12 protein-coding genes are annotated in these 13281 nt (G+C 45.7%); all 12 read right to left on the reverse strand.

Annotated features, from left to right (window positions below; all coding sequences use genetic code 11):
- Positions 1 to 6 precede the first annotated feature (6 nt).
- The 12 genes from AC6I3O_RS15935 to AC6I3O_RS15990 all read right to left on the reverse strand — a co-directional run bounded on the left by AC6I3O_RS15935 (position 7) and on the right by AC6I3O_RS15990 (position 13164).
- The gene (locus AC6I3O_RS15935; protein WP_497851738.1) at positions 7 to 339 is read right to left on the reverse strand and encodes a helix-turn-helix domain-containing protein; all 333 of its coding nucleotides are present in this window, start codon (positions 337 to 339) and stop codon (positions 7 to 9) included.
- A complete protein-coding gene (locus tag AC6I3O_RS15940; protein WP_497851739.1) occupies positions 336 to 932 on the reverse strand; it encodes a sce7726 family protein in 597 nt (198 codons plus the stop codon). Before AC6I3O_RS15940 ends, AC6I3O_RS15935 begins: the two co-directional genes overlap by 4 nt.
- Positions 933 to 1045: 113 nt before the next feature.
- Positions 1046 to 1537: a prolyl-tRNA synthetase associated domain-containing protein gene (locus AC6I3O_RS15945; RefSeq protein ID WP_497851740.1), complete on the reverse strand. Its 492-nt coding sequence runs from the start codon at positions 1535 to 1537 to the stop codon at positions 1046 to 1048.
- A 21-nt stretch (positions 1538 to 1558) separates the two neighbouring features.
- Positions 1559 to 2110: a helix-turn-helix domain-containing protein gene (locus AC6I3O_RS15950; protein ID WP_497851741.1), complete on the reverse strand. Its 552-nt coding sequence runs from the start codon at positions 2108 to 2110 to the stop codon at positions 1559 to 1561.
- 81 nt (positions 2111 to 2191) lie between these two features.
- Positions 2192 to 3124, reverse strand: coding sequence for a tRNA dihydrouridine synthase (locus AC6I3O_RS15955; protein WP_497851742.1), 933 nt, complete (start codon positions 3122 to 3124; stop codon positions 2192 to 2194).
- Positions 3125 to 3707: 583 nt separating this feature from the next.
- Entirely contained in the window at positions 3708 to 4055 is a 348-nt protein-coding gene (locus AC6I3O_RS15960; RefSeq protein WP_497851743.1) for a hypothetical protein, read from the reverse strand.
- Positions 4030 to 4851 carry an ImmA/IrrE family metallo-endopeptidase gene (locus AC6I3O_RS15965; RefSeq protein WP_497851744.1) on the reverse strand — a complete coding sequence of 274 codons (822 nt, stop codon included), beginning with the start codon at positions 4849 to 4851 and terminating at the stop codon, positions 4030 to 4032. Before AC6I3O_RS15965 ends, AC6I3O_RS15960 begins: the two co-directional genes overlap by 26 nt.
- An 18-nt stretch (positions 4852 to 4869) precedes the next feature.
- Positions 4870 to 5244, reverse strand: coding sequence for a helix-turn-helix domain-containing protein (locus AC6I3O_RS15970; protein WP_497851745.1), 375 nt, complete (start codon positions 5242 to 5244; stop codon positions 4870 to 4872).
- 83 nt (positions 5245 to 5327) lie between these two features.
- On the reverse strand, positions 5328 to 6560 hold the full coding sequence (locus AC6I3O_RS15975) for a [Fe-Fe] hydrogenase large subunit C-terminal domain-containing protein (RefSeq protein WP_497851746.1): 1233 nt from the start codon (positions 6558 to 6560) through the stop codon (positions 5328 to 5330).
- 5 nt (positions 6561 to 6565) lie between these two features.
- Complete coding sequence (locus tag AC6I3O_RS15980; RefSeq protein WP_497851747.1) at positions 6566 to 6730, reverse strand: hypothetical protein; 165 nt, start codon at positions 6728 to 6730, stop codon at positions 6566 to 6568.
- A gap of 183 nt (positions 6731 to 6913) precedes the next feature.
- The gene (locus AC6I3O_RS15985; RefSeq protein WP_497851748.1) at positions 6914 to 7720 is read right to left on the reverse strand and encodes a hypothetical protein; all 807 of its coding nucleotides are present in this window, start codon (positions 7718 to 7720) and stop codon (positions 6914 to 6916) included.
- Between the two features lie 20 nt (positions 7721 to 7740).
- Entirely contained in the window at positions 7741 to 13164 is a 5424-nt protein-coding gene (locus AC6I3O_RS15990) for a fibronectin type III domain-containing protein (protein ID WP_497851749.1), read from the reverse strand.
- Positions 13165 to 13281 lie beyond the last annotated feature (117 nt).

A 13281-nucleotide genomic window follows, 5' to 3' on the forward strand; every position in this document is an offset into this window, starting at 1 on the left:
CTTCTTCTATGAAACACCCGGACCCCAAAGCAGCTCCCTATACTTCACCACAATCTTATGTCTGTCCATTCGGGGCAGAACCGCAATTTCACATACTCCCCACGCTTCCTCCTGGTCCGAAGCCACCACCAGCGTCTCCATCGTGACCTTCAAAAGCCTTGACAGCGCATACAGATTATCCACAGAAGGCAAATTCTTCCCACGGAACCAGTCATACACAGACTGCGCGGCCGAAAAACCCATATATTCCTGAATCTCTCTCGCACAAATCCCCTGCCTTTCACAGATTTCACGGATTCTCTTCCCTGTCTTTTCCATGCTGATTACAGGATATCTCATCTCTTTCCCTCCTTGAACCCCCGGATTGTATCCCCAATCTCCGTATAATCCCGCTCGAACAATTCATTACTGACCTGCTTCCTAAGCACATCCTCCGGAACCTTTAAAAGTATCTTCTCAATGACAAATACCTTACTTTTCTGCCGATACCGCGCAAGCCCATTTATCTCCTGAATGTGGGCAAGCTCCGGCCTCCACAGAAGCGAAAGTTTCCGCTTCTGCTCTGCCTTAGGATTCTCTTTCGCTTCACGCAGCAGATAGAAATCCACCGTGCCTTCCACCCACTCAGCCGTAATAATCCCCCACCACTCAGGCACATGCTCCCTGATGTGCAGCCCATGGCTCCCTCCGGCAACCACATAATTACAGTCAAAATACCTGTCATAATCCCGTACCTGCCGCTTTAGCCGTGTATAAGTATCCGCATCACTTTTAATCTCGATCCCGGCAACGGCTTCTGTCATCACCATCATAATATCCGCCCGCGACCTTCCTATCTGTTTTTCCTCAATAATCCGAATCTTCCCATAGTATTCTTCCAGGAAATCAAACAATGGTTCCCGGATATCCTTGTCATGTAACTTCTTTATCATACCGCAAAACTCCTAAGCAAAAGCCAATAAGGGAAATTAACCAGATAAACCGAACAATGATACCAGCCAGCCTAATCAAAATAGCCTGGCCGGTACAGATACAAAAGAACGAACTACAGCTTAACCTTCACCACATCCACATCCAAGTCCCATAAGAACTTATCCAAATCCTTAAAAGAAAGGAATACGGTCGCCGTATTCTCCAGAGGATGGATTCCAAGGCTCTTACATCTGCTCAGATCCTTGTCAATAAAAAACTCTACGGCATGCTCCGTATCGTTCATCAGCCCGAAGGGAGACACGCTGCCCTGCTTTAACCCCAGATACTTCTCCAGTCTGTCTTCGGAAGCAAAACTTAGGTTCCCGCCGCCAAGCTGTCTGCCAAGGGCTTTCAGATCCACCTTCTTGCTCTCCTCACAGGTCACAAGGAAATGCCTCTTTCCCTTTGAATCCCGCAAGAACAAATTCTTGCAAAGCGTCCCCTTCTCCGGCAGTCCAAGCCTGTCCATATCCTCCATCGTATGTACCGGTTCATGCTCTACGACCTCATACTTAATCTTCAACTTGTCCAATGCGTCATACACGCGCTGCTTCTGGTCTTCCATCTTGCAAATATCTCCTTTCTGTTACGGATAATGGACTACGATACACGCAGTCACCATTCCTTTTCCCGTATTCTTGTATACATAATCGTCATATGCATTATATGCGGCAGAATCCCCTGCTTTCAGCACATACTCCCTGTCCTCAAAGAGAATCGTCAGCTCGCCCGAATACACGGTAATGAACTCCCTGGTCCCGTGCATCTGCAAATGCCCCCGCATCGTGCCTCCTTCGTCGAACTCAAGATCGAAAATCTCAAAATCCTGGCCCTCCCGAAATTCAAAGATTGGGAACAGCCTGTACCTTCCCTCATCGCCCACAAGAGGCGTCACCAGAGCCTTGCCCGTCTGTGAAAATGGTTTCGGCTTGTCGGCGGTAAACGCCGTCACAGGAACCTTTAACCCAAGGGACAGCTTATAGACCGTTGATATCGTAGGATTGACCTCTCCCCGCTCCAACTGGCTCAACATGCTCTTGCTGATGGACGTCAGTACCGACACCTGTTCCAGGCTTAATTCTTTACGCTTCCGAATCTCCTTTAGATTACCCGCAATGATTTGATTCAAGTGTTCCACAAAGGATTCCTCCTTAAAAATTCCTGTATATAGAATTTTTTTCTATTATATTGCATAGCATGAAAAATGTAAAGACATAATTTATGTCTGCTCCCCTTCAAAGCACCTGTCCACAGCTTCCTCATACCTGTCTGTCTTCTCAGCCTTCTTAATCCGTTTCAACTGCTTCTCACATCCCAGAAAAGACTGCCCCAGATAGCACCAAACCTCTTTCATCTTGAACAGCACGTTCTTATCCCCCATATTAAGGCTTCGGTATTCTTCATATAATCGGTCATGGAACCTGCGAAGCTGTTCCCGGCTCGTTTTCCCCCGTCCCTGAATCTCGCCCAGAAGCCCGGGATTTGCAATGATTCCCCTCCCGACCATGCAAGCCGTCACTTCCGGAAACCGTTCTTCTATCGCCGCCGCATCCGCTCTCGTGCAAATATCCCCATTGTAGCACAAAGGACAGACGTTTGCCTTCGCCGCCTCCCCGAATACCTCCAGATTCGGTTTATTCTTATAAAAATCCTTCTGAACCCTTGGATGGATAATCAGCTCCTTTAGAGGATACTGGTTATAGATGCCAAGCAGCCTATGAAATTCTTCCGGGTCATCCCTCCCGATTCTGGTCTTAATGGATATCTGCGCTTTCGTCCCAGAAAATATTTCATCCAGAAACCGGTCAAGCTCTTCTGGATTCGCCAGGAATCCCGAACCCCGCCCTTTTGACACCACCGTTTTCGACGGGCATCCCAGATTCAGGTTAATCTCATCATAACCGTAATCAGCAAGTTTTTCTTCCGTTTGCAGGAAATCCTTGGCTTTGTTCGTCAATATCTGCGGAACCAGACGCATTCCACGGTTATTCTCCGGCAAAATCTCAGCCTTTTCCTTTGCCGAGAACCCCTTCTTGGAATGGGGCGATAAGAACGGAGTGAAATATTTATCCATGGGCGTAAAGCATTCGTGGTATACCTTCCGGTATATCCGTGTCGTAATCCCCTCTAATGGGGCAAGGTAGTACTGCATCTCCCATTCCTCTCTTTGTCAAATGAACTGAAAACTGAGTCCAATTATATTGACATAACAGAAAAAAGTCAATATAAAAACTAAAAAAGCTATTGGGAAATAACATATTTCCACAATAGCTATATTCAATATCATATATATTAGTAGTCGATATCCATCGCTCTTGTCTTCATCCTTAAAGGTGTTCCATCACCAAATTATCTCGCAATCAGAAGAATACAGCAATTCTCTGATTTTATTATTATCTATAACTTCCATTCTAAGTTCGCTGCTAGAATCTTTTTTCTTTATAAAGTATATAACCTTACGTTCACTCCGAACACAATCAATTAGTTTATTAATTCTTTTAATCTCTATAATATTTTTTTCATACAATTCTTTTAAAATAGTGTCTACATTTTTATAAGATATAAATAACTGTTCTTTTTCATTAATCGCTTCGATACATAATCTACAATCAGAATCATGCGACCAAATCGTAATGTCTAAATCCTGATTCTTTTGTTTAAGTAAATAAGCCAAAAACGCAATCGAAATTTCACCGGCATTTTTCTTGCTTTCACGGATGCTCCCGTCACTGCGTTTAATCTCCTCTTAAAATATTTTTCTGAAAATATCCATTTATATGACCATATCGCCGGATTGCCATATGAAACCCTTTTAGCAGAACTAAGTCTTCCTTTACGAGTTCTATGTACCGCTTCTCCAGAAGAATCTTTACAGGTAATCTCTTTCTTATTAAGTCTTTCACATATTCTTTTCTATCCTCACTATCGCAAACCTCTGTCCATACCCACCCTGGAATCAAAATATAATCGTATGACTCCAGGGCCAACTCCACTGGTATGTTCTCTTCTTTTAGCCGATATAATGTATCAATCTCACAATTATCCAGTATTGCAACTTTACGCCTGCTTTTTTCCTCTTTCATCTCGTATTGCTCCTCCGTACATAGTATTTTTAACCCTTTCTTTAAGTTCCCTCAGATACTGCCAATTCAATTCATGGGCAGATACTTCCGGTTCTTCAGCTCTTTTTTCATTAATCTTATCTTCCAAATATCCAAAGTTAACAATATACGAAGGTGTAACCAGTTCTTCATCCAGACCAAGCTGTTGAAAGCGCATATTCCAGTCCTCATCCCTCCGGTCAAAATAATCCATAATAAGTCCTTGCAGTTTCCGATTATCTGCAAGCATAGCTTCTTCATATAATTCAATCAATATCGCTTTATACGGCACCTGGTAAATATCCATACACACTGCAATCTTATCCATAAACTCCATATTCTTTAATTCAATATAAGTATTATAAACATTTCCCACCAAAGCCTTCGCCGCAAAATAATCTGCTTTTCGCTCAGTTCGATTCAAATCTGCTGAAACCTGATATACTTCTTCATTCCCATCCCCTTCAAACATAAGGTGATACAATTCATGCCATGCGGCAAAAAATTGATTCATCCGCGGCAGCGCCGTATTAATAACAGGAACTCTCTTATCTCCTACACGGTAAATCGCTCCGCACCAATGCTGATTTTCAATCGGCATCTGGATTAACCCATGTTGTTTCAAGATTTTAAAAGCAAGTTTTTCTTCCGACTTAATTCCTTCCCTTACATTATACCGTTCCAAAAAAAATAATAATTTATTGTTTATCTCTCCCTTAATCTCTATATTCTGCTCAACAATCTCATTAAGATTATCTGACGTAATATAGTCTGCCATCCATTCACCTCCTAAAACCTAATAATAAAAATCACATAGATTAATCAAATCTCCCAGTACCTCAAACATCTCCCGCTCTTTTTCCCCGGGGTGATAATCCTTCGGTTCATTACAGGAAAATACCGCCTGCAATCCCTCTCTTGCCGTCCTTCTCTCACTCATCAAATCCTGCTCCTCAACCTGCAAAGCATCCTGTATCCGACGCAGGTACTTTTCAAATGTGGTGATACTGCTGATTTCCCCTTCAAACAAATGATTAAGTGTCGGGCGGCTGATATTTACTCTTTTTGAAAATGAAATCTTTGTATAGCCTTGCTCTTTCATAATCTCAAATAGGTTTATTCCAACCTTCTTTCGTTCACTAAATAATATTTCTATCCTATTCTTATCCATTTCTCTCCTTTCTCCCACATCTGTTGTAAATATTATATTCTATTCTTGAAGAAAAGTAAAGATTTTGTAAATATTTTTTTACATTATTTAAAATCCCTCGTCAGCATCCCATCATCCGTCAACAATTCTTCCACCGTCTCAATCCCCAGCTTTTTAAGCACTTTCCGCGCATAAGGATTCTCAAGCGGCGTCCGGTACTTGGCGCTGTCTCCGTAAGCATCCACATGCTTCGTTCCTTCCGCTACATCAAGAACTGCCTTAGGGCCGCCCACACATCCCCCGGCACATCCCATCCCTTCAAAGAAATTCGCATCTGTCCTTCCCTCTTTGATTCTCCGTATCATCTCCATACATGCCTTAGGGCCGTCCGCCTGCTCGGATTGGACGCGGATACTCCGGTCAGGACAGAGTTGATCTACCATCTCCGTCACAGCCTGGCTCACCCCGCCTGTCCGGGCATAAAGCCTTCCCGCCTTGGAAGCATGTTCCTTCCCGGCATCATGAAGCTCCTCCGGGCGGATATCCGCCGCATCAAAAATGTCCTGCACCTCCTGAAAAGTAAGCACATAATCCACCGCATCCGCAATATCCGGTTCCCTCGCCTCCTGCTTCTTGGCAAGGCAGGGTCCTGCGAACACCGTGATTGCATCTGGATGAATCCGTTTTATCATACGTCCGCATGCAATCATCGGGGACACGGCTCCCGGCACATGGGGCATCAGCTCATGGAAAATCTTCCGGATCATGGCAATCCAGACCGGGCAGCAGCAGCTTGTCAACTGGTAGTCCCCGCTTTTCTGCACATGCCGGTCAAATTCCAGAGCCTCCTTGAGGGTAAGGATGTCCGCAAACAAGGCAACTTCTACCATGCCCGTGAATCCCAATGCACGAAATGCCGTACGGAGTTTCCCGGGCGTAACAGCCTCACGGAACTGCCCGAAAAATGCAGGCGCTACCATCATATAGACCGGTCCCTTCGCTTCTCTCACTGCCTTCATCGCCGGGAGCGCATCCTTGCTTGCCGTCAGGTTCCCATTTTCACAGGCTTCAATACAGGCTTCGCATCCGGTACATAGAGAAGGATTAATCCTAAGCTTTCCATCCTCTTTCCGCTCAATCGCATCAAAAATACAGCTATTCTTACACGCCTGGTCATAAGCGCATTTCTCACACTCTTTCATATGCAGGACAGGCGCATATTTCTCCGGATGAAGAAGACAATCCAGATGGTAAGGGTCATACTCCTCCGGCAGCGACTCGTCCTGCGCAATCTTTCTCTGCAAAAGTTCCCGATAAAGTTCATCAAAAGTCTTCATAGTCCCTACCGCTCACTCCCGTCTATTCGGTCAACTTTTGACACATCGTCAATCTTCACGATACTTTTCTGCGGCTCACGCTTTTTCTTCTCCATCTCTTTGCGCTGCTGTTCCTTCTTTCTGGCTGCGTACAGATTGCCTGGAAGAAGGTCAAGTTTTAACTCCTTCATATTCCATATGCTCCTTTCAGCAAAATTGTTTCTTGCTAATAGTATGCATATTCCGGATAAATCTATACCTTAGAAATGCCTGTTACCGCAAAGACTGCCAGCTATTACCTCTGCACGGGTCTGCACATGCAAAACGGCTGCCCATAGCGGACAGCCGTTCTTACTTAACAAAATCTTATTCCATTATCTTAGCTTACGTTTCCGGTAAGCGGCTGCTGAAATCAATCCCATACAGGCAACGGCAGAAAATACATAAATCATAATGGTATTGGTATCTCCTGTCTTGACGCCCTGTGTACGGCTGCCATTCACTTTCCGGTTATTATCATACTGATCTTTTGCTGTATCACTTCCCGGATTTCCGGAACCTCCCGGAACCCATGAATCTCCGGAGCCTCCCGGACCTTCTTCCTCTTCTCCTTCGCCCGGTTTCGGAGGAATCTCCGTTCCCGGATTTTCTTCCTCTTCTTTATCGGCAACCCAAGTCGTATCCTTGTTGGGAGATTCAGCATTCCCCCAGCCCCGAACGACCTGAAGCGCATCCCCTGCACTGTCAAGTTTTACGCCTTCTTTTCCGTTAAGCGCTAAGGATTCGCCAGCGCTGTTCTTCATGGAAACGGTCCCAACGCGAAGCGTATCATCATCATTAAACAATGAATTTAATCCTGCAATATAAATATTCAGCGTATTGTTGACACGATATTCATACACCTTTGCCTTTGCCATAACATCCTTGCTGAATTCAATGACACTGCTATACCCGGTTGACGAAACGCTCATATCCGGGGTAACATCCAGTTTCAGGCTTAACGTAGAGATTTCCTCCTTCGCCGCATTGGGAATACACAAATCTACGGTATATTCCGTATTACCTTCATTGGGAGTGCAGGTAACACTGACCTCCTTTGTTTCTGCAGCAGATACCTGCAGCGGCAGCATTGCGATAAATGCGAACACTGCCATTATCATACCTAATCTAAATTTCTTCATGTTCTACTCCTTTTATCGCTCTAATTCTTCTTGCCACTCAGTGTTATATTCGGAAGCTCTGCCGGGAATTCCTCAAATATACAATCGCTGACTAGCCTCTGCCCTTCATTGGTCAAAGCATTATCCACTCGGTACAGCTCCGCCCTGACTGATTTCAGTCCGGTGTTCACATCACCCGGCGCAATCCAATAAATCCATGTCCCGTCGTAAACATCCTGAATATTTCCCGTCTCCGGTACATCCGAGAAGAGTACCTGATAAGATTTCAGCTTACCATCCGCATCGGCTCCGCCGACAATATTGCCGTCCTGATCGTACAGAATGACCACATTGTACGCAGAATTACCTTTATATTTTCCGGTAAATACGATAGAACCTGCCGGAATTACATCTTCCGCCTTATCCCCGTACTTATAAGCCGCTTCTAACTTACCGATTGCAGCCGTTCCTTCCGCTTTACGGAATTCCACGTCGTCGCCTGTCACGCCCAATACATCTAGCTCGGATATTGCAATCTCCACATCCTTCTGATTCTTGATTGACAGTTTGACTGCCGATGTCTGGTACAGCGCAATATTGCTGCTGCCCTCGACGCCAAAGTATACGGTGTTGACCTTATCTTTTCCAAATGTTCCGCTTGCCGCTTCTATCCATTCGCCCTCGGCATTACGGACAGAAACACTGTAATCCTTGATTGCCGTTCCGCTGTTCACAGTATACTGCAATCCAGAAACCGTAACGGTCTGGTTCAGCTCCATCACAACTTCCGCATTCACACCGGCCAATCCTGTATAGGTTGTATCCGCCTGATTGTCCACAGCCGACTTAATCGGCGCTTCTGCTTCCGGACCGCATGGCACGTACTCTTCCTCTACCTTATCTCCGCCGGTGAACTTGCTTGTCGCCTCCATATCATTGGTGCTGACGCTCCAGTATGTCTTGTCAATATTTCCCTTATGACTGATCTTCAAAGGAGCCATCCGCTTCACTGCAGAACGGTTCAGATGCTGATCGATCGCTGTCACCTCATAGGTCACTACACGATTGTTCAAAGTTGTGATCGTATCCGTAAATTCGTTTCCTGTTGCGAATCCAACGACTTCCTTCTCTTCGTCTCCATTAGAGGTTATGCAGCGTACCACCTCATATCCCAGCACATCTGCCTGATTCACTCCGGAAACCAGACTGAATTTCAGATTCACCTTGTTTGCAGCATCCGGATCCACCGTTGCCGTAGTACCGTCACTTAGCGCCTGTACGCCTTCCGCACTGAACGGACTGTTGGGATTCGCAATACGCTGTACCCTGGAATCGTCATTCACATAGTAAATCGCTCTCGTCTCCTTAGGGAAACAGTTTGCATAGTTAATCGTATCCGCATTCGGAGTCATACCCCAACGCTCGAAGAACTCAAGAATATTTTTCTGTGCCGCCGCGCAAGAAAGCCGCATCAAATCCTGATCCCTATCACCGCAAAGAGATAACAGCACATCTCCTGGTGTCGGCGCTTTTCCTGGATTTCTGGAATAAGCATCCACCCTTGCAAAGAACAGGTTCGCAAGCTGCTCGTCATAGTTCTCATAGGTCTTATAATTGAATCCATTATCATATGCCAGATGCAGCTGCCAATACATACCCAACTGCGTAAATACATTCGATGCGCGTCCCTTGGTCCCTGACGTTACTTTATCATATACATTCGGATACTGGAAACGTACGGAATCATTCGTATCTTTTGCCTGGGCAAGCACCGCAAAGTAGTTATTGGTTATCTCTGCAACCGCATAAGTACCCTGATTGATACAGTGGCCGATTTCATGGGCAATTCCCCATCCAAAGTATCTGCCGTCCACATATTTTCCATTGTCATGGGTCACAGTCTTTCCACCGCCTATGATATCCGGCGCAGACCCCCACTCAATACCGATATGGTTGCCGGATGCATACATGAATGCTCCTGCGAACATGGTCTGATAACGAATATTCAGGTGGTTTGCCGGGAACTTATCCTTCGCATCCGCCGCATTATTATTCAGTCCCTTATGCTGATAGAACAGGTACATCATGTTCTCCATAGCTTCCATGGACGTTACAAGCTTCCGGGCCTTCTCCTCTGTGCTTCCGGTCCCGACTCCTGCAAGAATCTGTTGTGCAGGAAGCGAAATCATCATCGTATCCAGCATGATATCGGAAGCCCCTAAGATACAGTCATTGGCAACATAATCATATTGTACAAGTTTGTTTGTTGAATTCTTATGTACCTCATTATGCTTCGTTTCAATCTCGGCTATATAAGCCTCCAATTCCTCAATATATGCTTTTGCTCTCGTAAGCCGCTCTTCTGCGCTTGCTGCATCCATCTTCGTATAAAGATCCAGTATCGGCACCTGTACGCCTCCGCTCACACGTACGGCATATTTATCATTAGCATTGTTATTCGTATACTGGATATATAACGCCCCGCCAGTTTCCTTGTTGAGCGACCAAAGTTTCGGAATCGTAATCTCATTCCTGCCGACTTTCAATGTTGCAACTACTTTGAACATGGAGGCTGCTTCCGAGTGGTACTGTGTACTTACAAGCTGCAAGTTTGTACTGTCACCGGTCCGCTTCGTATTATGTCCGACATAGACTGTGATTTCCTCACCAGCCGCCGCCGTAACTCCAAGGGGCTGCCATGCATTCAGGCCGCCAAATCCACGTCCCACATCCTTCGTATTGATGGTATTATGAACCTCAACCGTTCTTCCAAGGTTGCCGTCCGACAGGATATCCTTAGCCGTCTGAAGTTCGCGTTCCAGATTGGCCTTATCCGGATGGTATTCCTTGCTGACCGGATCTGTCGTGTTGATTCTCTTATCCAGTTCATTAATCGTATCCATCGTTACTTCTGGTTTCAGCTCTGTATGGAGATCGTTCGTATAGAGAGCCATAATATCTTCTTCTATGGAATCATATTCATAGAAAGAAACCTCTGAAATCGAAATCGTTCCATACACATAAACCCTTGAAAGCGCAAATTGTATCTTCTTCGCCGTAATTGGTCCCGGGAACCTGAGCATATAATAGATACGTCCTTCTTCATCTGCCTTTCTCAGCACACGCACAGCGCCTCGGTCAATCTCATGTGCCTCTCCTGCCTCATCCCAATACCTTACCCGCGCATAGCCATAGTTCTGGCTCTGGACAGATACCTCCTGGAATGCAAGCCGATCCATCGTATATGGCTCGTCAAATTCATAGATCAAACCACGATTGCCAAGAGGATTAAATCCACCGCCGTCCCAAGAGTTCACAACATAATGGGAAGTAGGAATATTATCCACGGTTCCCCATGCCGTACCTTTCTCCTTATCCAACGGGCTGTCCTGCATCTCTCCGTTCCCGTATGCTGCACTGATAATATGTTCGCTGACCTGACCTTTTTCAGCCCTGTTTATCTGCTTGTACTTAGGCATCTGTGCCGGATTCTGATCCATCGTCGATGCCACGCTGGTCTTAGACGGTTTACTCTCCCCAACTTCATTCACACCCGTCACATAAAGTTCATAATCTGCCTTATCCTTCAAATCCGTAATTGTATACTTACTGTCTTCAATCCCTTCAATTTTCGTATATTCCTGCGTACCGGCTTCCCTGTAATATATATTGAAATAATCCGTATCCTTCATCTTCTTCCAAGATACGTCGATTGCCTTATATTTTCCGGTCGCATTCACATAATCCGGAGCGTCCGGCGCTTTATCTACCTTAGGTATCACTGTAATCGCACCGCAGTAACCGCTCTTCCACGCGCCGTTTACAGACTGCACGCTCACCTCGTACTCATTATCGTTCACGAGTTTTGCATTGCCTTCTTTCAATGCTGATACAGTGAGGGAATTTCCTCTTACAGAAATAACGTCTTCCACAACTTCTTCCTGTTTGTCTACCTCAACCGTTCCTTTGACGCGTACTTCATATCCTGTAACGTTCACACAAGGATTCCATGACACAACGAAGGACTTATTTCCCCGTACTGCGGTAAGATTTTCTGGAATATTCATCTCAGGCGCCGGAATCCGTTTATCCATGCCATTCACAAACTCTACCTTAGATATCTCCGCAAGATTATTGTTCTTCGTGCCTGTAATCGTAAGAGTAACTCTCTTTACTGCCACCTGACTGCCCAGGTTGATTGCAATATTTCCAAAACTATCTCTTGTTACGCTTACCCTTTCATCCTCAAATAAAGCGTGTGTCCCTTCCGGTAAAATGGAAACTGTGGTTTTCTTTTCGACATCCGGTTCTTCCGCATCCACATAGGTAATCTCAACGGTTCCATTCTCCACCGGGTTCGCCTCATTAGAATCAATAACGATTCCATCCGTCTTGATGTCTTTCGCAAACTCAAACTCTACCGATACCGGGTTCGTGGAAGAGATTTCCCCGCTTGCCGGTCTTAAAGCCACACTGCCTTCACCGGTCAATAAACTGTCCAAAAGACCGCTCTCTACAACCGTATTGCTCCCTTCCTTTTGTCCGATGGCGGACGCAGGTACGTTCGTCTGTATGGTCGCACTGGCATCCGGTACTTTGCCCTCCTGAAAATAACCTTGTACAAAGAAATTCAGATCAGCAAGATCCACCTTCCCATCCCGATTCAAATCCATCGAAGCAGACGTTCCGTTATTTTCTTCGCCCCGGTCTACGGAATCAATCGTATCGACAAGAGCTTTTTTATCTTGGTCGTCAATCTCTCCATTACCGTCCACATCACCGATACGAAGGACTCCCGGATGACAATTCAAATCTTTCGCCTGCAGTACGCCCGCCTCATTTTCCTCGAAGTAGGCGCCCAGAAATCCTGTCGTGTACATCAGCTTATAGGCCAGTCCTTCCACCGTAATCTCACGGTTACGGGTACGGTATCCCGGCGCTGATATGGACAGATTATACTTTCCGTCTTCCAGTCCGCTGCCATCGCCATTAAACGTAACTTCACCCTGAAGTTTATCGGAGCTTAAACTCCCCAGCGTTATATTCTTACTTACAGAATCACCCTTTGAATCTGTAAGCGTAATTGTGAATGTAATATCACTCTTAAAATCAAGCGCCTGAATGATGCCAACATCAATCTGCCCCTTTACATTCTTGCTGTCCAATTCATTCGCCGATAACACACCGATATCGTCCAATGCTTCCGGCGGATTGGTATCCGGCGAGTTCCCCGTAGGTTCGCCTCCATTCTCACCTTCTGCACCCTCACTGCCAACAGGTTCGCCTGCAGGTGGGTTTCCCCCATCTCCTCCGCCAGGCGTCGTGTCTTCTCCTCCTGCCGGCTCATCCAAACCGGCAGTCTGTTCCGCTGCCGGCGTCCCTGAATCAGGGTCCGTCGCAAAACTCTGCATACATGGTGCGAGTACTAACACTGCCGCCAGCATCAATGAAACTATACGCTTCATACTTCTCTCCTTTCCCTTTCTCCCCTTATTTTTATATTTACCGGTTCATTCTAAGCAGTCTCCCGCAAAGCTCCCCAAACATAAATATATCATAACTATCGTCTTGCCTTCAACAAA

Source organism: Sporofaciens sp. St.21A7 (assembly GCF_059728535.1).